Raw genomic sequence first — 20,882 nt, 5'->3', positions numbered from 1 at the left:
GTCGCCCGGGCGTCAGCCGAACTCCTCCGCCCACACCTCGAGCCACGTCAGGAAGTCGAGCGGGGTCGCTCCCCGGGCCCCCGAGTAGAGCTCCCGGGTCTCCGGCAGGTCGATCTCGCCGGTGCGCCAGACCCAACCGGCCTGCTCACCGGTGACCACGAGGACGGAGAAGTCGTTGCCACCGTGGTTGGCGATGGTGAGACAGCCGTCCGGATCGCCGCTCTTCTGCAGCGCCGCCAGGCGCTCGTCGTCGAGGACGCCCTCCCCGTCGGGGAGCTCGGCGATGGCCGCGAGCATCGCGGACGCCTCGGCGTCGCCGTACCAGAAGGGTCGTGCCGGATCGCCGCGACCGCTCGCGACCTCGATCGCCAGGTCTTCGAGCCCGTACAGCCAGGGCTCGTCGTCGGTCCGGATCCCGTCGGCCACCTCGACCATGAACGTGCGGAACGACGCCGGCAGCCGGACTCCGATCCGGTGCTCGAACTCGGCCACCGCCGCCTCCGTGGCCGGCGGACGAAGCTCGAGATCCTCGCACGCACGCAAGGCGGAACGCACGCGTGACACCGCGTGCTCGAACGGGTTCATCGACATGGGCTCGCTCTCCGGATCGGTCTGGTGGCTTCGCTCGGTGCCGCCGCTTTGCTGGCACGGACGATACGTGCGCCGAGCCACCACCGGGCCGCCCGGATTCACCCGCGGGGCACCGCCAGGGCGCTGGGTCGCATCGGCACGAAGACCCCCGAGAGATGCCGGGCTTCGTCGCTGCACAGGAACGTGACCGTGGCGATGATGTCTTCCGGTTGTCCTAGGCGGCCGCCGGGATGGGTGGCGGCGACCGCGGCGATGCGGTCCGCCGTGAGCGAAGCGCGCATGCCCGGCGTGTCGGTCAGCCCCGGCGCGAGTGCCACCGTGCGGATGCCCTGGTCGCCCAGCTCTCGATGCACGACCTCGTTGAGCAGGTTGACCGCGGCCTTGGACGCGCCGTAGGCGCTCTGGCCGGCGTTCGCCTGCAGTCCGATGATGCTGCTGAGGTAGACGATCCGGCCGCCGCCACCGCGGATCATCAGGGGCGCGAAGTGCTTCGTCGTCAACACGCAACCGACGAAGTTCGAATCCAGCACCCGACGCAGGTCCGCCACCGACGTTTCCAGCACCCCTCTGTGGGGAGGGATCCAGGCGGCGTTGTTGATCAGGGCGTCCACCCGGTTCCAACGCTCGTCCACGACCCTCGCCGCGGCCATGACCTCGGCCTCGTCCGCGACATCGGCGACGACGGGCATCGGCGGGGTCTGGCCGGGGTGCCGGGCCGCGATGTCGTGCGCGATCTGTTCGGACCGGTCGCGGCTTCTGGTCAGCACGGCGACCCGGGCGCCCTCGCGAACCAGTGCCTCAGCGAGTGCGGCACCCAGGCCGCGAGCGGCGCCCGTCACCACGATGACCTTGCCGCGCACGTCGACCCGCATCTCAACGCCTCTTGGACCGGGGAGACATCGATCCGCAGGTCATCGGAACGCCGGGAGTCCGGTCATCAACTGTCCCAGCACGAGGGTGTGCATCTCCACCGTTCCCTCGTAGGTCAGCACCGACTCCAGGTTGCCGGCATGCCGGATGACCGGGTACTCGAGCGAGATGCCGTTGGCTCCGAGCAGGGTCCGGGCCGTCCTGCAGATGTCCAGGGCCTCCCGCACGTTGTTGAGCTTGCCCAGGCTGACCTGCGCGGGGGTCAGCACGCCGGCGTCCTTGCGGCGGCCGAGGTGCCAGGCGAGCAGCAGGCCCTTGGCGTATTCGACGTTCATCTCGACGAGCTTGCGCTGGGTCAGCTGGAACCCGGCCAGCGGACGGCCGAACTGTTCACGTTGGCGGGTGTAGCCCAGCGCGACGCGCAGGCAGCTGCGGGCCGCACCCATGGCCCCCCAGGTGATGCCGTACCTCGCTTCGTTCAGGCAACTCAGGGGCCCCTTCAGCCCGCGCACGTCCGGAAAGGCGAACTCGTCGGGAATCCGCACGCCGTCCAGCACCAGTTCGCTGGTCACCGAGGCTCGCAGCGACGCCTTGTGCTTGATCTCCGGAGCGGAGAAGCCGGGCCGGTCGGTCGGCACGGCGAAGCCGCGCACACCGTCGTCGGTGACCGCCCACACGACGGCCACGTCGGACACGGATCCGTTGGTGATCCACATCTTGCGACCGTCGAGGATCCAGTCGCCCCCTTCGCGGCGTGCGCGCGTGCGCATCGAGCCGGGATCGGAGCCGTGGTCGGGTTCGGTGAGGCCGAAGCAGCCGATTGCCTGGCCGCTGGCCATGCGCGGGAGCCACTGCTGCTTGGTCTCCTCGCGGCCCCACTTCCAGATGGCGTACATGGCCAGCGAGCCCTGCACCGACACGAGCGAGCGCAGTCCCGAGTCGGTGGCTTCGAGCTCCAGGCACGCGAGTCCGTAGGCGACGGCGCTCATTCCGGCGCAGCCGTAGCCCTCCAGGTGCATGCCCAGCAGTCCCAGGTCCCCGAGCGCGACGGTCAGCTCGCGCAACTGCGGCACCCGCCCGTGCTCGTACCAGTCGGCGACGTGGGGTTCGACGAGGTCGTCGCAGAGCCGGCGGACCGAGTCCCGGACCGCCCGCTCGTCGTCGGTGAGGAGGTCGTCGAGGTCGAGCAGGTCCATGGGGTCAGTGGTCACGTGGCGCTCCTGTGGCGTAGGTGGTGCGGACCAGGGCGTTGTGCTCGCCCAGCCGCGGCGGTCGCCGGTAGTCCCGCACCGGGGTGCGTGAGTAGGTCACGGGGTGCCGGACCTGGTCCATCGCGTCGTCGCCCACCGGGACCCGGGGCTGCAGGCCGAGCCGGGCCGCGAGCTCGAAGGCGGAGCCCACGTCGCCGACTCGACCGGCCGGCACGCCCGCGCGTTCCAGCACGCCGACCCACGTGTCGACGTCGGCGCGACCGAACACCGACTCCAGCTCTCGCACCAGCTCGGCCCGGTTGGCCACCCTCGCCGGGTTGGTGCGGAACCGGTCGTCGCCAGGCAGCGCGGGCAGCCCGAGCGCCTCCGCGAGCCGCCGGAACTGGCCGTCGTTGCCGCACGCGACCGCGAGCTGCCCGTCCGCGCAGTTGACCGTCTCGTAGGGAGCGATCGACGGGTGCCGGTTGCCGAGGCGGCCCGGTGACGTGCCGGTCGCGAGGTAGGTCGCGGCCTGGTTGGCCAGCGAGCCGAGCAGGCTCGACAGCAGGTTGACGCGCACGTGCTGGCCGCGCCCGGAGGTGGTGCGCTCAAGGAGGGCGGCCAGGATGCCCGAGACCGCGTCCTTGGAGGTCAGGACGTCGACGAGGGCGACGCCGACCTTCTGCGGCGGCTCCTGCGCATCGCCGGTGATGCTCATGAGCCCGCCGACGGCCTGCACCAGGAAGTCGTACCCCGGCAGCGACGAGTCCGGGCCGAACCCCGAGATCGAGCAGTAGACCACGCCCGGGTTCCGCGCGGCCACGGCGTCGTACCCGAGGCCGCGCGCGTCCAGGGAGCCCGCACGGAAGTTCTCGACCACGACGTCCGCGCTGCCCGCCAGGTTGGCCGCGACCTCGAGGTCTCCGGGAACGTCGAGATCGAGCTCGACGCTCAGCTTGGATCGGTTGGCCGCTTCGAAGTAGGCGCTGGTCGCCGCGGTCCACGGCGGCCCCCACTGGCGGGTGTCGTCCCCGGCGTGCGGCCGCTCGATCTTGATCACGGTTGCGCCGAGGTCCGCCAGCATCATGGTGGCCAGGGGCCCGGCGAGCACCCTGCTGAAGTCGGCCACCACGATCCCGTCGAGCACCGGCCTCATGACGTCCAGTTCCCGTCGACCCGGCAGGGAACCGACCACGGGTTGCTCCGCCGCGCCACCGGTGGCAACAGCTCGTCGCGGAACCCCTGGTACGCGACCGGCCGAACGAAGCGTTCCAGTGCCCGGGCGCCGATCGTGGTGGCCGTCGGTTGCGTCGTCGAGGGCCAGGGGCCGCCGTGCTGCTGGGCACGCACGAGCGGCGCCCCGGTCGTCCAGCCGTCGAGCACCACCCGGCCGACCTTGCTGCTCAGGGCCGGTAGCCACCGGGCCGCCCACGGGTCCTCGCCGGGGCCGGCGAACAGGGTCGCGGCCAGCGCTCCCGGCAGCTCCGCCAGGGTCGCGAGAACCTGCTCGGGGGCGTCGTACCCGGCGACCACGACCACGGCGCCGAAGACCTCCTCCAGCAGCGTGCTGCCCGCCCTCACCTCCGCCAGCGGCACCTCAAGGACGGCGGCCGGCGCCGACCAGCCGGCGCCGTCGCCGCCCAGCTGCAGTGTGAGCGCGGCGCCCGCGTCCTGCAGGGCCTTGACGCCGGACCGGACGCCGTCGGCGATCCGCTGGGTGAGCATCACCGGCTCGGGTGCGAGGCGGGCCAGCTCGTCGGCGACGCGGGCCGCGAGGTCGCCGCCCGTCGGCGCGAGGACCAGGCCCGGCTTGGTGCAGTACTGCCCGTGCCCGAGTGTGAAGGAGGAGACCAGCCCGTGCGCCACCTCCTCGATCCGCGCCGCGCCCAGGGGCGTGACGACGACCGGGTTGACGGTGCCCATCTCGGCGAAGACCGGGATCACCACGGGTCGTTCGTTGGCCAGCCGCCACAGCGCCAGCCCACCGGACTGGGAGCCGGTGAACGCGACCGCGGCCAGATCGGCGTGCCGCACCAGGTCGATGCCGGCCTCGAAACCGTGGACGATGCCGAGCGTGCCGTCCGGGGCTCCGGCGGCCGCGAGGGCGGAGCGGGCGAGCCCGAACAGCTCGTTGCTCACCCCGAGGTGTGCCGGGTGCGCCTTCACCACCACCGGGCACCCGGCCGCCAGCGCCGACGCGGTGTCGTGGCCCAGCACCCCGAAGGCGAACGGAAAGTTGCCGGCGCCGAAGACGCCCACCGGCCCCAACGGCAGGTTCACGCGGGTCATGCCCGGCGTCTGCCCGTCGGCGGTGTCGTGCTCCAGACGCAGGAAGTGGCCGGCGGCCGCCTCGTCCGCGTAGAACCTGACCTGGGCGACGGTCCTGGTCAGCTCGCCCTGCAGCCGCGCGGTGCCCAGCGCGGTCTCCCAGTCGGCCAGGCGCACGAGCTCCTCCCGCGCCGCCTCGACCGCGTCGGCGACCGCGTGCAGCCACCGGGCACGTTCGCCCGGCGCGACGCCGGACAGCGTGGGTACCGCGGTGACGGCCCGCGCCATGGTCGCCGCCAGCTCGGCCGGGCCGGTGGGACGAGCCGTCGTGGTGGGCAGGCCCGTGCGCGGGTCATGACTGATCTCGGGCGGCGCCGGCGTCACTGCGACCTCACCGCCTCCTCGATCACGCTCAGTGCGTCGTCGAGCAGCTGGGGCTCGATGACCAGCGGCGGCAGCAGCCGGAGCACGTTGCCGTAGGTGCCGCAGACGAGCACCAGCACGCCCTGCCGGTGGCAGGCGGCCGCGACCGCCCGGGCCGCCTCGGGATCCGGGGTCCGGCTGCCCGGCCGCACGAACTCGATGGCCAGCATCGCGCCGCGGCCCCGCGCCTCGCCGACGCAGGACTCGGCGCCGGACAGCGCCCGCAACCGCGGGAGGGCGAGCGCCTCGATGTCGCGGGCGCGCTCGACCAACCGCTCCTGCTCGATGACCTCCAGCGTGGCCAGCGCGGCCGCACAGGACACCGGGTTGCCCGCGAACGTGCCGCCGAGCCCGCCCGGAGGCACGGCGTCCATCACCTGCGCGGAGCCGGTCACGGCCGCGACGGGCATGCCGCCGCCGAGTGCCTTGGCGGTCGTGATCAGGTCCGGGACGACGCCCTCCCGGTCGCAGGCGAACATGTCACCGGTGCGGCCCAGCCCGGTCTGCACCTCGTCGGCCACGAACACGATGCCGTGCCGGTCCGCCAGTTCACGGACCCGCGGAAGGTATCCGGGTGGCGGTACGATGAACCCTCCCTCGCCCTGGATCGGCTCCACGACGATCGCGGCCACCCGGTGGCCACCGATCTGGGTCTCGACGAGGTCCCGCAGCGCTTCGGCGGCCTCCTCCGCGCATCGTTCGGGGCCTCCCGGCCAGCGGTAGGGGTAGGGTGCGGGCGCCCGGTAGACCTCCGGTGCGAACGGACCGAACCCGTCCTTGTAGGGCGCCGCCTTGGCGGTCATGGTCATCGTCATCAGGCTGCGCCCGTGATACGCGTTGCTGAGGACGACCACCGCGGGCCGGCCGGTGGCGACACGAGCGATCTTGACCGCGTTCTCGACGGCCTCGGCTCCGGTGGAGAACAGGGCGGTGCGCTTGGCGTGGTCGCCCGGCGTGATCCGGTTCAGCGCGGCGGCGACCTCGACAAACCCGTCGTACTGCGTGACCAGGAAACAGGTGTGCGTGAACCGCTCCGCCTGCTCGCGGATCCGGCGTACGACGTGCGGGTGGGACGCACCGACTGCGGTGACCGCGATCCCCGAGGCGAGGTCGACGAGATGGTTCCCGTCCACGTCCACCACCACGGCGCCGCCGGCGCGTTCGACGAACACGGGCATCGTCTGTCCCAGGCCCGCGGCGACGTGGGCGTCACGGACGACCTGCCGTTCACGGGACCGGGGACCGGGTATCTCGGTCCGCAGGATCCGCCGCTGCACCGGGAGCGAACCTGCCGTGTCGGCCGTCGTCATCCTGCCATCGCCTCTTTCTGCAGGTACCGTGGTTCGGCGAAGACCCGGCGCAGCGCCGGTTCGAACGCCTCCAGGGTCAGCGCCTCGTACCGGGGGTCGAAGCTTTCCTGGTCGTAGAGCTCACAGAACTCGGCGCAGTCGTCGAACCAGGGCGCGTCGCGGAACCGGTCGCGTGCGTTGCGTGCCGCCGCCGGCAGGTTGGCGTAGTAACACTGCTGGAAGACCCCGTGATGGCGGGCGATCCAGGTGAGCTGCGGCCGCACGAACGGCCGCAGCAGCGCACCCACCAGCTCGCTGTGCGTGTACGGTGCGAGGTTGTCCCCGACGTCGTGGACGAGGGTCATCACGACGTATTCCTCGTCGCGGCCGTCTCGCAGCGCGCGGGTGGCCGCCTGCAGCGAGTGCTCCAGCCGGGTGACGCGGTGGCCGCCGAAGGAGACCGCCAGTTCCCGGAGCGCGCCGATGATCCGGTCCGGCAGGCCTTCGTTGAAGATGCGCTCCTGGCGGTCGAGGTAGTCGTACTCCTCCCGGCTGCCGTCCTTCATCCGGGTGAACCGCACGGTCATGCGGACGCCCGCACGACGCTCGGTCGGCTGTCGCTGTGCGGGGTGAGCCCCTCGTCGAAGATCCTCATCCAGTTGCCGCCGACCAGCTTGTCGACCTCGGCATCGTCGAAGCCCCGGTCCCGCAGACCCTGTTCGATCGTCGGGAACATCGCGGGGGTCTTGAAGAAGTCGGGCCAGGGGAGCCAGCCCTGCGCATCGGGGCTCGCCGGGCCGAGCTGGGTCACGTGCGACCACCGCCCCTTGCGGATCCACTGGAGCTTCTCCTCGTCCCACCCGTGGCTGGCGTCGCTGCCGATCCCGACGTGGTCGACGCCCATCAGGTCGACCGCGTAGGCGACCATGCTGGTCCACTCCTCGATGGCGACCGGGCCACCGCCGGTCAGATGGGCGTACGGCGCGACGCCGAGCACGCCGCCGCGAGCGGCGAGCTTGCGCAGCACCTCGTCGGACTTGTTCCGCGGATGCGGCCAGACCGCTGCGGGGTTCGCATGGGTGATCGTGACCGGTCGGGCCGATCGATCGATGGCGTCCAGCGACGTGCGCTCGCCGACGTGGGACAGGTCGACCAGCATGCCGAGCCGGTTCATCTCGCCGACGACGTATCCGCCGAAGCGCGTCAGGCCGGCGTCCTCCGGCTCGTAGCAGCTGGCACCGACATGATTCTGGATGTTGTACGTGAGCTGGGCGACGCGGATGCCGAGGTCGAAGAAGACTTCCACCAGGTCGAGGTCGTCCTCGAACGAGGAGGCGTTCTGGAACCCGAGCACGACCGCGACGCGCCCACCGGCGACCACGTCGCGGATCTCCTGTCCGTTGCGGGCCGGTGCGATCAGGTCGTCGTGCTCGCGGAACATCCGGTTCCACGCGCCCAGCAGGTCGAGGGTGGTCCGAGCGTCCTCCCAGATGACGACCGTTGCGTGGACACAGTCGATGCCTCCCGCACGGATCTCCAGGAACCGTTCTCTGGTGAAGTTGCTGCTCTGCAGGGCATCGACGACGATCCGGTTGTTGGCGTCCATGACAGGTCGGGTCTCCTCGGGGTGGTTTTCGGTCCTACGTGCGGATCAGAAGCTCTGCAAGGGCTTGGGTTCGTCGGCCTCGGCCGGCAGCCCGTACTTCTCCATGATCTTGCGGAACTCGCCGCTCTCGCGCAGCGCCGCCAGGCCGTCGTTGATGGCCTTGAGGAGGCTCGCGTTCTGCAGGTTCACGGGGAAGTTGGTCTGCCCGGGCTGGAGGGTCGCCTGCACCGCGTTGTTGGGTTTGGGGACGACCACCTGGACGTCGTTCTGCAGGCCGGCCATCTCGATCTGCCGCAGCGCCGTGGGCTGGGAGTTCAGGATCGCCTCGATACGACCCGCCTTGAGGTCGGCGTAGGAGGATTCGAGCGTGTCGTAGAGCTTCTGGTTGTTGCCGATGAGCTTGTTGACGTCGTCGACCCAGAGGGAGCCGATCGCGGATCCGACGGTGTGGCCCTTGAGATCATCGATCTGCTCGATGCCGCTGCCCTTCCGGGAGGCGATGGCCAGGTAGACCGTGAGCACGGGGTCGCTGAGGCTCACGACCTTCGCGCGGGCGGCGGTGCGGTACCAGCTGCCGAGCGTGGTGTCGGCCCGCCCGGACTCCACCGACGGGATCATGCTCGCGACGGCGCCCCGCTCGATCTTGATCGTGAGACACTCCCGTTCGGCGATCCGGGCGAGGATCTCGCCCTCGGCGCCGGTGAGCTTGTTGCCCTCGCTGTCGGCGAACGGCGGGTTCGGAAAGTGCGCGACGGTCAGCGTGCCCTTGGTGACCGTCTGCACGTCCTGGTGCGCGGGTGTGCAGTTCTTGTCCGGAGTAGCCGATGCCTCGTCCGCGGTGGGATCCGCGCAGGCGGTGAGGGCCAGTGAGGCAAGCAGGGCCGTGACGGCCAGGGCGATGCGCGTTCTCTTCATGGTCTTCTCCAGTGATGGCGTGGAGTGGGATCGCAACTGCGATCCGGAAGGTGCTCAGAGGTGCCGGCTGAGCCTCCGCTCGAATCGCCGCACCAGCAGCGACGCCACGATGGCGATCGCCGCGTACAGCACGGCCGCGGCGACGAACGTGCGGAGGTACTCGAACGTCACGCTGCCCCGCAGGTACGCGGCCTGCATGACTTCCGAGAGGGTGATGGAGTAGGCGAGGGAGGTGAGCTGGAAGGCCTTGATGGCCAGGTTCATCAGCGGCGGGACGGCGATCCGGGCGGCCTGCGGCAGCAGGATGTCGCGGAACGCCGACCGCGGCGTCAGCCCCAGTGCCTTTGCGGCTTCGCGTTGTCCGGGTGGGACCGCGTTGAGACTGGAGCGCATGATCTCGCACGCGTAGGCGCCGATGGACCAGGTGAAGCCCACCACCGCCGCCGGCATGGGGTCGAGGAAGACACCGGCCTGCGGCAACCCGCGGTAGATGAGGTACAGGATGACGAGGAGGGGCAGACCGCGCCCCACCTCGACGACGGTCAGGGCGATGATCCGCACCACCCGTCGTTGGGCGTCGACCAGCAGGGCGAGCACGAGACCCAGCACGTAGGCGAGGGCAAGGCTCAGGCCGGCCAGCTGCAGCGCCGTAACGAGCCCCGGGGCCAGGGTCCGCAGATCAACGAGAAATCCGTCCATCGTCTCCCCTTAGCCGACCGAGAACTTCGCCCGGAGGCGGCTGTCGACACGACGCGACCCGTAGGCGAGCGGGAGGCTCAGCAGCAGGTAGACCACGCCGACGACGACGAAGGTGCTGAGGCCGTCGCCGGTCCGCTGGGTTACCAGTCCCCCGCGGAAGGTCAGTTCCATCACGCCGATCGTGGACGCGAGCGCCGACTCCTTGAGCAGGCTGATGGCGTAGGTGGCCATGGTCGGGCTCACGACCCGGACGAGTTGCGGCGCCAGGACGTACCGGCCGCGATCCCACGTGGTCAGGCCCAGCGCCTTGGACGCCAGCCACTGACCTTGCGCCAGCCCGCTGAAGCCGCCCCGGTAGATCTCGCCGAGGTAGGCCGAGCTGGTGACACCCAGCGTGAGGATGGCGGTCGTCCACGGCCCGAGCCGCACCCCGACCTCGGGCAGCCCGAAGAAGACGAGGAAGAGCCAGACGAGGTTCGGGACCGACCTGAATACCTCGATCAGGCTGACGGCCGGCCAGCGCAGGATCCTGGCGGTGCTGCGACTGGCCACGGCCAGCGGCACCCCGAGCACGGCGCCGATCAGGAAGGCGGACACGGTGATCGTGACGGTGCCGATCACGCCGGTCAGGATGTATCCGGTGTACTGCAACATCAGCGGTCCAGCACCGCGCTCAGGAAGGTCCGGGTGCGCGGGTGGCTCGGATTCGACATGACCTGATGCGGCTCGCCCGCCTCGACCACGGCCCCGTCGACCATCACCACGATCCGGTCGGACACGTCGCGGGCGAACGCCATCTCGTGCGTCACCACGATCATCGTCATGCCCTCGGCGGCGAGCTCCTTCATGACGGCGAGCACCTCGGCCCCGACCTCGGGGTCCAGCGCCGAGGTGGGCTCGTCGAACAGCATCACCGCCGGGTCGAGTGCCAGGGCACGGGCGATCGCCACCCGCTGCTGCTGCCCGCCGGAGCAACGCCCGGGATAGGCGCCGGCCTTGTCGGCCAGTCCGACGCGCTCCAGCAGTGCCATCGATCGGGCCTCGGCCTCGGCCGGGGAGCGACCGAGCACCCGCTCCTGGGCGAGCGAGACATTGCGGAGCACCGTGAGGTGCGGGAAGAGGTTGAAGTTCTGGAACACCATGCCCAACTGCCGGCGCAGGGCCTGGATGTCCCGTTCCTTGGGCTTGACGCCCGATCCCACGCTGAGTGAGGTCTCGCCGACCCGCAGCGTGCCCTGGGTCGGGATCTCGAGAAGGTTGACGCAGCGCAGGAACGTGCTCTTGCCGGCGCCGCTGGGACCGATGATCGAGACGACCTCGCCCCGGGCCAGGCCGAGCGTGACGTCCCGCACGGCCACGTGGTCGCCGAAGCGCATGGTCACGCCGGACGCTTCGAGAAATGCGGGCTGCGCGCGGCGGTCAGGCTCCACAACTGTCTCCCTCGTGTCGAGTCCGGGCATCAGCTGGCCCCCGCCGTGCCGAACTCCGCGTAACGGTCCGGGTCGGCGCGATCGGCGAGCAGCCGCCGGGCGGCGTTGCGGCCCGGAAGCCCGGAGACGTAGTTGCCCGGCCAGGTCCCCACGCTGCCCAGGTAGAGACCCGCGACGGGGGTGGCGTAGTGGCTCAGTCCGAAGGTGGGCCGGGCGTCGAACATCTGGCCCGCGGTGATGTCGCCGTGCGAGACATGGGCGCCCATGAGCCCGAAGTCGCGCTGGAGGTCCTCCGGCGAGACGGCGCGGTACCCGACGAGCATGTCCTTCAGGCCACGGAAGTACACCGCGTCGAGATGCTCGATGATGTGGCGGGCGAACCTGTCCTTCTCCACGTCCCACGTGCTTCCCGACAGCTGCAGCGGTGCATGGAAGACCGTCAGGCTCAGCACGTGCCCGCCCTCGGGCGCCAGGGTCGGGTCGATGGACGACGGGACGAGTCCCCAGATGATCGGTTCCTGCGACCACTCACCGGCGAGTGCGGCGTGATACCCGCGGTCCATCCCCGAGATGGTCGTTCCCATGCGGAACCCGCACCGCAGAAGCCTGTCGTTCTCCGCGTCGTCCACGGCACAGGTGAAGCGGGGCGTCCCGTCCACGGCCAGCATGAGCTTGAAGGCGGTGCCGTCCATCTTGATGGTGCGCGCCTGGGCGGCCAGGTCCTCACCCAGCTCTTCCGGCGTCAGGAACCGGGTCAGGGTCAGCTTCGGGTTCGCCGCCGACAGGACCGCGTCGGCGGTGTACTCCTCCCCGTCGTGCGTGACCACGCCGGTGACGCGGCCGTGCTTGGTGACGATGGAGGCCACCCCCGTTCCGGTCCGGATCACCGCCCCGGCGGCGCGAGCGGACGCCGTCATGGCGCGGGCGATCTCGGCCATGCCGCCGATGGGCGCGAGCTTGCTCGTGCCCAGGGTGTGGAAGCGTTCTCCGCTGCGGGTGGCCGAGGAGCCTCGATAGAGGGGCCGGTGGAAGAGCATGTAGGCGGACCCCGGCGTGCTCGGACCCAGGTAGTTGCCCGAGATGGCCACCATGCCCAGGAGGGACATCACCTCCTCGGACGCGATCCGCTCGGCGAGGAAGTCGGTGGCGCTGCCGAACATGAGCCGGTTGAACAGCGTCCGGTCGGCGTCGTTGTCGAGCCGGCCGTAGAGGTCGGCGAGGCTGGGCGGGCCCGCATAGAAGGAGACGTCGAGCTTCTCGGCCAGGGTCGACATCGCCTGGAGCGTGGCGAAGTAGCCGTCGACGTCGCCCGCGTCGAGCGACTTGAGCTCGTCGGCCAGGGCGCTTCGGGAGTTGGCCGCGACGAACCGGCGCCCGTCGGCGAAGGCCATGACCGAACTCGGATCGGGGTGGGCGAACCGGAGCCCGAAGTCCTGCAGCCGCATCTCGGAGACGATCGAGGGCTCGAGGTTGTGGCACGAGTTCGACACCGCGTTGGTCCGGTAGCCGGGAACGATCTCGGCCGTTGCCAGCAGCCCGCCCGCTTCCTCGCGCTGTTCGAGCACCAGCACGTCGAGCCCCGCCCGAGCCAGGTAGAAGGCGGCGACCAGCCCGTTGTGGCCGGCGCCGATCACGATCGCGTCGAAGTTCCTGCCTAGCCGGTCCTCGTCGGGCACTGCGACCTCCTCTGGAGTAGCGAACGGGATCACCGTAATGCTTCAAGAGGGCTTTTGCTAGACTTTTGATTGGCTCGATCACCACCGGGCCGTATTCGTCGGAGACACCTGGCGGGTAGCATCATGCACTGCTTGGATTCGCTGCAGGATTCACCGGGACGGGGCATATGTCTGACTTGAAGGTGGAGGGCCGCACGTGACCACCAACTCGGCGGGACTCAAGCGCGTCCGCAAGGCCTACGAGCAGATCGCGGACCAGTTGCGCGACAACATCCTGCGGGCCGAGCTGCGAGCCGGCGAACGCCTACCGCGGGAGACGGACCTCGCCGAGACCTTCGGCGTCAGCCGGGCAACGGTTCGGGAGGCACTCCGCGTCCTCGCGAGCGAGAACCTGATCCGAACCTCCAAGGGCGCGACCGGCGGCTCCTTCGTGATGCGCCCGACGATCGACTACGTGTCCGAGTTCATGACGACGCAGATCAATCTGCTGACCGCGGCCGAGGAGGTGAGCATCGCCGAGACGGTGGAACTGCGTGAGCTGATCGAGGTGGAGGCCACCCGACTGGGGGCGCTGCGCCGCACCGAGGAACAGCTCGCGCGGCTGACCGAGACCGTGCCCGGCCCGGCCTCCGGGCTGTCCCACACCGAGGTCAGCGACCTCAACCGGGCGTTCCACCTGACGCTCCTGGAGCTTGCCCACAACCGCCTGATGGTGATCTCGGCCCAGCCCGTCTACGCCGTCCTCGAAGCCCGGTCGGAGCGCAGCCTGCTGAACTCCCGGGAACACGACGACATCCTGCGGGAGCACGCGGAGATCCTGGCCTGCATCCGCGCTCAGGACGGGCCCGGTGCCGCCGAAGCCATGCGGGAGCATCTCGTCCACCTTCGCCCGCTGTCGGAACGGACCTGGCGCAAGGCCGTCCCCCGGACATAACCTCCCGGCCCCCACCGCGTCACCGGGTGGGGTTCGGCAAACGCCGGGGTATCCGCGGCTCCGGTGTGGTGCGATGGCCTGAGCCCCGTGCCGGCAGGCACCAACACACCCGGCCGTTGACAGGTCCGACCGCGCCGTGTGCGGAAACCCCTGCCGGCATGGGGCACCCGGACGGCCTGCAGCAGGTGCCCGTGCTAGGGTTGTGCCTGTTGCAGTCTTGATTTCCATATACGTTGCCGCGCCCGTGGGTATCGCACCTGCGGGCGCTGTCAGTATTGCCGGGTTTCCGGAGCAGGGTCATCAAAGCGGCGACGCGGGAGGCCACACGGTGTGGTCTCCATCTGCCTTGCGAAGGAGCAGGACATGACCGTCGGTACTGTGAAGTGGTTCAACGCGGAAAAGGGCTTCGGCTTCATCACCCCCGATGGCGGTGGCGCCGATGTGTTCGCCCACTACTCCGCGATCACGGCGAGCGGCTTCCGCAGCCTTGAGGAGAACCAGCGGGTGGAGTTCGACATCACCCCTGGGCAGAAGGGGCCGCAGGCGGCCAACATCCGCGCCATCTGAGCCACCCCTGCACACTGAGCGGCGCCTGGCCGGTCCGGTCGACGACCGACCGGCCAGGCTTGCGGAAGCCCACGGCTGACCCACACGCTCCGAGCGCCTCGCGGTCCTGCGAGGTCCCCCCGTTCTGCACGCGTGCAGCCAGGAGGCCAAACCATGTCCCCACCGCAGCCGACGCTGCCCATCGTCCGGTCCGAGCACGGCAGCCAGTACGCGCAGTTGCTGCGCCTCGTCAAGGCCGCGGGGCTGCTCGACCGGCGGCCCCGCTACTACCGGTGGAAGTTGGCCGTCACCGCCGCGCTGTTCCTGGGCGGCTGGGCCGCCTTCGTCGCGATCGGTGAGTCCTGGTGGCAGCTGGCGACCGCCGCCTTCCTGGCGTTCGTGTTCACCCAGCTCGGCTTCCTGGGCCACGACGCCGGACACCGGCAGATGTTCAGCTCACGCCGGGCGAACTACGTCGTGGGCATCCTGCACGCCAACCTCGCCATCGGCCTCAGCTACGGCTGGTGGATCGACAAGCACAACCGGCACCACGCCCATCCCAACGAGGAGGGCAAGGACCCCGACATCGAGATCGGCGCACTGGCGTTCACCGCCGCCCAGGCCCGCAGCAGGGGCCGGACCGCCGCGGCCGTCTACCGCTACCAGGCGTACCTGTTCTTCCCGATGCTGCTGCTGGAGGCGGTCAGCCTGCACCTGGCGAGCCTCCGTGCCCTGGCCCGGCGCACGACCCGCCGCCGCGGCTGGGAGACCACGCTGTTCGCCGTCCACGTCGCCGGATACCTGACCGCCGTGTTCGTGATCCTGTCGCCGCTGCAGGCCGTGGCCTTCATCCTGATCCACCAGGGACTCTTCGGGCTGTACCTCGGCTGCTCCTTCGCGCCGAACCACAAGGGCATGGCGATGCTCCACCCGGACGACCGCACCGACTACCTTCGCCGGCAGGTGCTCACGTCGCGGAACGTCCGCGGGCACTGGCTCACCGACTTCATGCTGGGCGGCCTGAACTACCAGATCGAGCACCACCTGTTCCCGAGCATGCCGCGCCCGAACCTGCGCCGGGCCCAGGACATGGTCAGGCAGTTCTGCCACGCACACGATCTGACCTACTGCCAGACCAGCCTGCTGGCCTCCTACGCCCAGGCGCTGCGCCACCTGCACACGGTCGGACGGACTCCGTCCCCGGCCGCCGCCTGAAGCGCTCGAACTCGGCCGGCAGGGTCCTGACAGGCGGGTCGGCATGGCCACGGCCGTGCTGCGATAGGCGGTGAGTCCCGGTGGGAGCCACCTGTGCCACGCCGACCCGCGCGGAACCGGCCGTTCAGACCCACCCGTTCCGGGTTGGGCGCCGGCGGGCGGGTCTGAACGGCTCGTGTACCCTGCCGCCGACTGTGGCGGCACCTCGTTGGGCCACCACGGGCACCGGGGCGGGCGGTGCAGCCCGACCCGGCGCGACCTGGCTACCCGCACGTGCACGTACAAACCTGGCGGGGCGAGGTATGGCCGAACGGTTGAGTCGTCGCGCGACGCCGGTGCCGGCGGTGCGCCTGGCGTCACTACCCCCGGCGGGCCGAAGACGACGACCGCCGTGCCGAAGAAGACCACGAAACCGCCGGCGCCGAAGACGACCGCGCCGGGCGGTGGCGGTGGTCCGATCGTGACGCCGGGGGCGTTCTGCTCGCCGGAAGGCGCGATCGGCTACACGAGCAAGGGCACGAAAATGCGGTGCACGCGGAAGCCCGGCGAGGACCGGGCGCGGTGGCGGGCGGCATAGCCTCCCTCCGGCCCGTTCATCGCGACTCACCGGATGACAGCATTGGAGCGCGCATGAGCGTTCTGCTCGGCGATACCCGGTGCTGGGCCTGCCGCCACTACCGGTCCTGGCTCCGGTCGCCACGTCGTTCCGAGCGAGCGTCGGGCCGTGGCCCGGCCCTCGCCCGGTACACCTTCAACCACCCGTAGGTGGCTTCCGGCGCGCTCAGCGGCCGCCGCGGCGAGCGCTCGGCCGGGCCCGGGCGGAGAAGGCCGCCGCGCCGCTTCCTGCCGGGGCGGAGTGTGTCGAGACGGTCGGCGACGGCTTGCGGCCGCGCCGGCCCCGGCCGCTCCGGGCGGCCTGCGTCTCGGGCCGCTGCGGCTCGGGCCGGGGGGCGGCGGGTGGCCGCGCCGGCTCGGGAGCCAGCGTCCGTTCGCCCGGGGCGAGCTCGCGCAGCAGCGCGTGGCCCGGGCTCAGGCGGGTGGTGGTCGCCGCGATGCCCGCCTTGCGGGTCAGCTCCCGCACCTCGGGCGCCTGGCCGTCGGTCATCAGCGTGACCACCGTCCCGGCCGCGCCGGCCCGGGCCGTGCGCCCCGAGCGGTGCAGGTAGGCCTTGTGCTCGGCCGGCGGGTCGGCGTGCACGACCAGGGCCACGTCGTCGACGTCGATGCCGCGGGCGGCGATGTCGGTGGCGACCAGCGTGCGCACGTCACCGTCGGAGAACGCCCGCAGGTTGCGGGTGCGCGCGGCCTGGGCCAGGTTGCCGTGCAGTTCCACGGCGGACACGCCGGCCGCGACCAGTCGGCGGGTGAGCGTCTTCGCGCCCCGCTTGGTGCGCGTGAACACGACGGTCCGGCCCGGCGCGGCGGTCAGCTCGACCAGCACCGCGAAGCGGTCCTCGGCGTGGACGTGCAGGACGTGGTGCGTCATCGCGGCGACCGGGGACAGCCCGGAGTCGACGCTGTGCTCGACCGGGTCGGTGAGGAAGCGCCGCACCAGGACGTCGACGCCGGCGTCGAGGGTGGCCGAGAACAGCAGGCGCTGCCCGCCGCGCGGGGTCTGCTCCAGCAGCCGCTTCACGGTGGGCAGGAAGCCGAGGTCGGCCATGTGGTCGGCCTCGTCGAGCACGGTGATCTCGACGGCGTCCAGGCGCGCGTGTCCGGCCTCGACGTGGTCGGCGAGCCGGCCGGGGCACGCCACCAGGACGTCGACCCCGGCGCGCAGGCCGGCGATCTGGGGCCCGGCGGCAACGCCGCCGAAGACGGTCATCGTGCGCAGCGACAGCGCCTTGGCCAGCGGCGCCATCACGGCGTCGATCTGGGCGGCCAGCTCGCGGGTGGGTGCGAGGATCAGCGCCCGGGGCCGCCCGGCCCGCCGCGGCGCGGTGGCCGCGGCCAGGCGGGTGAGCACCGCCAGCACGAAGGCATAGGTCTTGCCCGAGCCGGTGCGGCCCCGGCCGAGCACGTCGCGCCCGGCGAGCGCGTCGGGCAGGGTCGCGGCCTGGATCGGGAACGGCCGGTCCACCCCGGTCGCGGCCAGCACGCGGACGAGCGCGCCGGGCACGCCGAGGTCGGCGAAGGTCGGGGGGTTGGACGAGTCGGGCAAGTTGGACGAGGCGGGCGGGTTGGGCGAGGTGGTCTGGTGCGGGCGGCGTGCCGCCATAAAGGCTCCGTACGTCGAAGGGGACGTCCCGCCCGGCGCTGACCGTTTCGGCCGCGGCGCGTGGCGTGGGACATCGAACCCGGCCCACCATGATCGGGCGGGCCGTGCCATGAGTCTACCTGAATCCGCTACCGGACCTCGTTGCGCGCCGACGGGCGTGCGCGGAGCCGCGGCGCCGGCCGATCAGGGCGCGACGACCTGCCACCGGCTCTGCCCGGCCATCCATGCCCCGGCCAGGATCTCCGCCGACTGCCGGCCCGGACACGGGTAGATCTTCGACCGGCCGTCGCCGCCGCCGGCTCGGGCCTCGACCTCCCACAACTCGCCATCGGTGCGGATATACACATCGCGACGTCCCCGCACGGTGCGGTCGCCGTTCCACCAATGACGCTCGATTCTCACGCACTGACCGTATAGCACCTGGCCCGAGTACGGAATGTTGACGATCTTGGTACATCTGGCGATCGCGTACAGTTCCCGTAGACTGACCGTTATGACCGAGATTGTCCTGCGTATTCGGCTGATCACCGGCGACAGTCTGGACGTCGCGTACGAGGAGGCCGGCACCGCCGACGTCGACGAGGTGGCTGAGCACGCGGTCGCCGCCCTCGCCGCAGACTCCGGCATGATCCGGACCCGCCACGGCAACCGGGTGGTTGTCCTGTACGGGCGCGGCGTCGCGGCCGTGGAACTGGCACCTCGCGGCGCGGTCCTGTAGTCGCCTTCAGATGCTGCCGATGGGAATGCTGAACTGCAGCGCAGTGCCTTTGCCGACCGGGCTCACGATCTCCATCTGGCCGCCGAGTGCCTCGGTGCGGTCCTGCAGACCGATCAGTCCGGACCCTTTGCCGGTGCCGGCTCCCCCGATGCCGTCATCTCGGATCGAGAGCCCGAGGACCGCGTCACGGGCTGCGGCGTCGACGCACACCACGGTCGCGCGGGCGTGTTTGGCGGCGTTCGTGAGTGCCTCGGACACGATGAAGTACGCAGTGATCTCGGCTCGTTCGGGCAACCGCCGGTCGATGTCCAGCGTGAGCTCCACCGGAATCGCGCTGCGGCGGGCAAGCGTCTTGAGCGCCTGACCCAGCCCGCCCTCGGACAGGATCGCCGGATGGATGCCCCGGGAGATCTCCCGCAGGTCCTCGCAGACGCCGGTCAGTCCGCTCGCGGCGACTGACAGTTCCTCCCTGATCGTGTCCAGGCCGGGTGGTATGGAGGCTTCCACGGAGCGCAGTTGGAGGCCGAGCGAGACGAGACGTTGCTGTGCGCCGTCGTGCAGGTCGCGTTCGATCCGTCGGCGAGTGTCATCGGCGGCGGCGACGACGCGGGCGCGGGAGGCGGCGAGCTGCGTGCGGCTGTCGGCGTTGGCGATCGCGGTCGCGACCAGCTCGGTGAAGTCGACCAGGCGCGCCTCGGTGGCCGCCGAGATCGGCGTGGGCGACGTGGTCGAGGCGATGGCTGCGCCCCAGAGCCGGCCTTCGACCACGACCGGAACGCCGATCCCCGAACGAATGCCGAGCTCGCGCAGGGTCGCGGCGGTGGGCCCGACCGCGTTGTCATAGCTCATCCGGACCGAGCGGCCGGTGCGCTTGACGATCCCGGACACGCAGTCTCCCTCAAGCAGGATGGCTGTCCCGGCCGGCATCTGGGAAACGTCGCTCTCGTTGCGGCCCGAGACGAGGGTGCCCGTGCCGTTCGGCTCGTAACGGATGAGGCCGGTGTTCTGGGGGCCGCAGATCCGGCACAGCTCCGCCGTCACCGCACCGAAGACCTCGATCGGTGCGGCTCCCTGCGCCACCCGGGTAGCGACCCGCCGTATCGCGGCCTGTTCCTCCATCAGCCTGGTGGCTTCTTCACGGCTGGCCTTCAGCGAGTTGGTGATCGCCTCACGGCCGCGCTCCGCCAGCAGCAGCAACTCCAGCGATGGCACCAGCCGTCGCCGCAGGCGTTCCAGCACCGGTTCGGGTAGGTCCGCCGGGACCAGCAGGGTGCCCAGACACGTTCCGTGGTCGTACAACGGCAACGCGGCCCGCCGCTCGTCCCCGGCAACCGCCCGCAGCTCGATGGCCGCGAACCGTAGGGCGAACACCTCCGCGATCCGCCGCGACGCCGGACCGAGGACCGAGCGCAGTTCGCCGGCCCGCAACACCCGGCGGGCCAGGTCGGCGGCGAGGTCGGCCTCCTGATGCCGCTCCGATGCCTCGGTGGCGCGGGAGCGGGCCAGGTCTGCGAGGAAGCTGGTCAACAGACCGGCCGCGATGAAGATGACGATGCTCTGCAGGTCCCGGCGCACGTTGAGGTGCAGCCCCCAGTAGGGCGGAACGTGGAAGTAGTTGAAGGCGAGGGCGCTGACCACCGAGGTCACCACGCCCAGTGCGGCGCCCCACACGGTTGAGACGACCAGGACGCCACAGAGGTAGACCACGCCACTGGCGCCCTCTTCGACACCTGCCTTGAGGGGAAACAACAGCGCGGTCTCCGCCGCGATGAGCACCACGGAAACGATCAGCCCGAACGCGAGCGGTGGCGGCGTCGGACGTAGTAACAATGCCATCAGGCGCGTCCGCATCAGCCACGCCCCTCCACCTTGCGACAACACGCGGGGGCTGCGTACCTTCACGTCACCGCCACAATGCTAGCTCGATGCCAGCGACCGGGTCCGTGACGAATGTGTGAACGGCCACAGGTCGGCTGCGACGGCGAACGGCCAGCGAGGCGGGTGGGTGCCGGAGGTCCCGGGCACGACCGGGTCCGAGGTCCCGGTCGAGTCAGGTGGTTGTGCCCTGCTGGGCGGCCAGCCTTCCGGGAGACGCTGTGTTCACCAGACAAGCGGCGAACCACCAGGTCCCCGGAGGACACCATGAAGCGCAAGACGCTCGACATCATCGTCGGTCTCGGCCTGGTCGTGCTGGCCGGACTCCTGCTGGTCGCCGGCCTCGTGCTGACCAGCAACGCGAACTTCGCCAACGACTACGTCAAGGCCCAGCTGACCCAGCAGCAGATCTCGTTCAA

The 20,882-nt window shown here is 70.8% G+C and carries 20 protein-coding genes; 4 read left to right on the top strand and 16 right to left on the bottom strand.

What is annotated here, in order from left to right; all coding sequences use genetic code 11:
* Window positions 1–12 precede the first annotated feature (12 nt).
* From IEZ31_RS50130 to IEZ31_RS50070, 13 genes are all read right to left on the bottom strand, one after another.
* A complete protein-coding gene (locus IEZ31_RS50130) occupies window positions 13–585 on the bottom strand; it encodes an SMI1/KNR4 family protein (protein ID WP_373294830.1) in 573 nt (190 codons plus the stop codon).
* Window positions 586–689: 104 nt separating this feature from the next.
* Window positions 690–1,463: an SDR family NAD(P)-dependent oxidoreductase gene (locus IEZ31_RS50125; RefSeq protein ID WP_190257233.1), complete on the bottom strand. Its 774-nt coding sequence runs from the start codon at window positions 1,461–1,463 to the stop codon at window positions 690–692.
* Window positions 1,464–1,502: 39 nt separating this feature from the next.
* Window positions 1,503–2,657 carry an acyl-CoA dehydrogenase family protein gene (locus IEZ31_RS50120; protein ID WP_190257247.1) on the bottom strand — a complete coding sequence of 385 codons (1,155 nt, stop codon included), beginning with the start codon at window positions 2,655–2,657 and terminating at the stop codon, window positions 1,503–1,505.
* A 4-nt stretch (window positions 2,658–2,661) separates the two neighbouring features.
* Window positions 2,662–3,807 carry a CaiB/BaiF CoA transferase family protein gene (locus IEZ31_RS50115; protein ID WP_190257232.1) on the bottom strand — a complete coding sequence of 382 codons (1,146 nt, stop codon included), beginning with the start codon at window positions 3,805–3,807 and terminating at the stop codon, window positions 2,662–2,664.
* Complete coding sequence (locus IEZ31_RS50110; protein ID WP_229837075.1) at window positions 3,804–5,303, bottom strand: aldehyde dehydrogenase family protein; 1,500 nt, start codon at window positions 5,301–5,303, stop codon at window positions 3,804–3,806. The genes IEZ31_RS50115 and IEZ31_RS50110 overlap by 4 nt, the downstream gene beginning before the upstream one ends.
* Window positions 5,300–6,652, bottom strand: a complete 1,353-nt coding sequence (gabT, locus tag IEZ31_RS50105; protein ID WP_190257231.1) for a 4-aminobutyrate--2-oxoglutarate transaminase — start codon at window positions 6,650–6,652, stop codon at window positions 5,300–5,302. The genes IEZ31_RS50110 and gabT overlap by 4 nt, the downstream gene beginning before the upstream one ends.
* The gene (locus IEZ31_RS50100) at window positions 6,649–7,218 is read right to left on the bottom strand and encodes an HD domain-containing protein (RefSeq protein WP_190257230.1); all 570 of its coding nucleotides are present in this window, start codon (window positions 7,216–7,218) and stop codon (window positions 6,649–6,651) included. Before IEZ31_RS50100 ends, gabT begins: the two co-directional genes overlap by 4 nt.
* Window positions 7,215–8,237: a membrane dipeptidase gene (locus IEZ31_RS50095; RefSeq protein WP_190257229.1), complete on the bottom strand. Its 1,023-nt coding sequence runs from the start codon at window positions 8,235–8,237 to the stop codon at window positions 7,215–7,217. The genes IEZ31_RS50100 and IEZ31_RS50095 overlap by 4 nt, the downstream gene beginning before the upstream one ends.
* A 45-nt stretch (window positions 8,238–8,282) precedes the next feature.
* The gene (locus IEZ31_RS50090; RefSeq protein ID WP_190257228.1) at window positions 8,283–9,152 is read right to left on the bottom strand and encodes a substrate-binding periplasmic protein; all 870 of its coding nucleotides are present in this window, start codon (window positions 9,150–9,152) and stop codon (window positions 8,283–8,285) included.
* Between the two features lie 54 nt (window positions 9,153–9,206).
* Window positions 9,207–9,851, bottom strand: coding sequence for an amino acid ABC transporter permease (locus tag IEZ31_RS50085; RefSeq protein ID WP_190257227.1), 645 nt, complete (start codon window positions 9,849–9,851; stop codon window positions 9,207–9,209).
* A gap of 9 nt (window positions 9,852–9,860) precedes the next feature.
* A complete protein-coding gene (locus tag IEZ31_RS50080) occupies window positions 9,861–10,505 on the bottom strand; it encodes an amino acid ABC transporter permease (protein ID WP_190257226.1) in 645 nt (214 codons plus the stop codon).
* Window positions 10,505–11,281, bottom strand: a complete 777-nt coding sequence (locus IEZ31_RS50075; protein ID WP_444542482.1) for an amino acid ABC transporter ATP-binding protein — start codon at window positions 11,279–11,281, stop codon at window positions 10,505–10,507. Before IEZ31_RS50075 ends, IEZ31_RS50080 begins: the two co-directional genes overlap by 1 nt.
* 29 nt (window positions 11,282–11,310) lie before the next feature.
* The gene (locus IEZ31_RS50070; protein ID WP_190257224.1) at window positions 11,311–12,957 is read right to left on the bottom strand and encodes a phytoene desaturase family protein; all 1,647 of its coding nucleotides are present in this window, start codon (window positions 12,955–12,957) and stop codon (window positions 11,311–11,313) included.
* A gap of 196 nt (window positions 12,958–13,153) precedes the next feature.
* Here IEZ31_RS50070 and IEZ31_RS50065 point away from each other — a divergent pair, with 196 nt between their 5' ends.
* From IEZ31_RS50065 to IEZ31_RS50055, 3 genes are all read left to right on the top strand, one after another.
* Window positions 13,154–13,891: a FadR/GntR family transcriptional regulator gene (locus IEZ31_RS50065; protein ID WP_190257223.1), complete on the top strand. Its 738-nt coding sequence runs from the start codon at window positions 13,154–13,156 to the stop codon at window positions 13,889–13,891.
* 363 nt (window positions 13,892–14,254) lie between these two features.
* Window positions 14,255–14,458, top strand: a complete 204-nt coding sequence (locus IEZ31_RS50060; protein ID WP_190257222.1) for a cold-shock protein — start codon at window positions 14,255–14,257, stop codon at window positions 14,456–14,458.
* A 153-nt stretch (window positions 14,459–14,611) separates the two neighbouring features.
* A complete protein-coding gene (locus IEZ31_RS50055) occupies window positions 14,612–15,652 on the top strand; it encodes a fatty acid desaturase family protein (RefSeq protein WP_190257221.1) in 1,041 nt (346 codons plus the stop codon).
* Window positions 15,653–16,433: 781 nt separating this feature from the next.
* Here the strand turns inward: IEZ31_RS50055 and IEZ31_RS50050 are convergent.
* Both IEZ31_RS50050 and IEZ31_RS50045 read right to left on the bottom strand, forming a co-directional pair.
* The gene (locus IEZ31_RS50050; protein WP_190257220.1) at window positions 16,434–17,870 is read right to left on the bottom strand and encodes a DEAD/DEAH box helicase; all 1,437 of its coding nucleotides are present in this window, start codon (window positions 17,868–17,870) and stop codon (window positions 16,434–16,436) included.
* 183 nt (window positions 17,871–18,053) lie between these two features.
* Window positions 18,054–18,272 (bottom strand): hypothetical protein, encoded by a 219-nt coding sequence (locus IEZ31_RS50045; RefSeq protein WP_190257219.1) that lies wholly within the window; start codon window positions 18,270–18,272, stop codon window positions 18,054–18,056.
* Window positions 18,273–18,363: 91 nt separating this feature from the next.
* Here IEZ31_RS50045 and IEZ31_RS50040 point away from each other — a divergent pair, with 91 nt between their 5' ends.
* Entirely contained in the window at window positions 18,364–18,588 is a 225-nt protein-coding gene (locus tag IEZ31_RS50040; protein WP_190257218.1) for a hypothetical protein, read from the top strand.
* A 6-nt stretch (window positions 18,589–18,594) separates the two neighbouring features.
* On the opposite strand, the gene IEZ31_RS50035 is transcribed toward IEZ31_RS50040, so the two are convergent.
* Window positions 18,595–20,439 carry a sensor histidine kinase gene (locus tag IEZ31_RS50035; protein ID WP_190257217.1) on the bottom strand — a complete coding sequence of 615 codons (1,845 nt, stop codon included), beginning with the start codon at window positions 20,437–20,439 and terminating at the stop codon, window positions 18,595–18,597.
* Between the last annotated feature and the right edge of the window lie 443 nt (window positions 20,440–20,882).

Source organism: Dactylosporangium sucinum, assembly GCF_014647515.1.
GTDB classification, from domain to species: domain Bacteria; phylum Actinomycetota; class Actinomycetes; order Mycobacteriales; family Micromonosporaceae; genus Dactylosporangium; species Dactylosporangium sucinum.
The sequence above is the reverse complement of the archived record's forward strand: the minus strand, read 5'-3'. Positions and strand labels throughout refer to the sequence as shown.

What these genes read in the sequence shown, in the direction of transcription:
- IEZ31_RS50130 (WP_373294830.1), bottom strand. Translation starts at nt 585, where the DNA reads ATGAACCCGTTCGAGCACGCGGTGTCACGCGTGCGTTCCGCCTTGCGT.
- IEZ31_RS50125 (WP_190257233.1), bottom strand. Translation starts at nt 1,463, where the DNA reads ATGCGGGTCGACGTGCGCGGCAAGGTCATCGTGGTGACGGGCGCCGCT.
- IEZ31_RS50120 (WP_190257247.1), bottom strand. Translation starts at nt 2,657, where the DNA reads ATGGACCTGCTCGACCTCGACGACCTCCTCACCGACGACGAGCGGGCG.
- IEZ31_RS50115 (WP_190257232.1), bottom strand. Translation starts at nt 3,807, where the DNA reads ATGAGGCCGGTGCTCGACGGGATCGTGGTGGCCGACTTCAGCAGGGTG.
- gabT (WP_190257231.1), bottom strand. Translation starts at nt 6,652, where the DNA reads ATGACGACGGCCGACACGGCAGGTTCGCTCCCGGTGCAGCGGCGGATC.
- IEZ31_RS50100 (WP_190257230.1), bottom strand. Translation starts at nt 7,218, where the DNA reads ATGACCGTGCGGTTCACCCGGATGAAGGACGGCAGCCGGGAGGAGTAC.
- IEZ31_RS50095 (WP_190257229.1), bottom strand. Translation starts at nt 8,237, where the DNA reads ATGGACGCCAACAACCGGATCGTCGTCGATGCCCTGCAGAGCAGCAAC.
- IEZ31_RS50090 (WP_190257228.1), bottom strand. Translation starts at nt 9,152, where the DNA reads ATGAAGAGAACGCGCATCGCCCTGGCCGTCACGGCCCTGCTTGCCTCA.
- IEZ31_RS50085 (WP_190257227.1), bottom strand. Translation starts at nt 9,851, where the DNA reads ATGGACGGATTTCTCGTTGATCTGCGGACCCTGGCCCCGGGGCTCGTT.
- IEZ31_RS50080 (WP_190257226.1), bottom strand. Translation starts at nt 10,505, where the DNA reads ATGTTGCAGTACACCGGATACATCCTGACCGGCGTGATCGGCACCGTC.
- IEZ31_RS50060 (WP_190257222.1), top strand. Translation starts at nt 14,255, where the DNA reads ATGACCGTCGGTACTGTGAAGTGGTTCAACGCGGAAAAGGGCTTCGGC.
- IEZ31_RS50055 (WP_190257221.1), top strand. Translation starts at nt 14,612, where the DNA reads ATGTCCCCACCGCAGCCGACGCTGCCCATCGTCCGGTCCGAGCACGGC.
- IEZ31_RS50050 (WP_190257220.1), bottom strand. Translation starts at nt 17,870, where the DNA reads ATGGCGGCACGCCGCCCGCACCAGACCACCTCGCCCAACCCGCCCGCC.
- IEZ31_RS50040 (WP_190257218.1), top strand. Translation starts at nt 18,364, where the DNA reads ATGACCGAGATTGTCCTGCGTATTCGGCTGATCACCGGCGACAGTCTG.
- IEZ31_RS50035 (WP_190257217.1), bottom strand. Translation starts at nt 20,439, where the DNA reads ATGCGGACGCGCCTGATGGCATTGTTACTACGTCCGACGCCGCCACCG.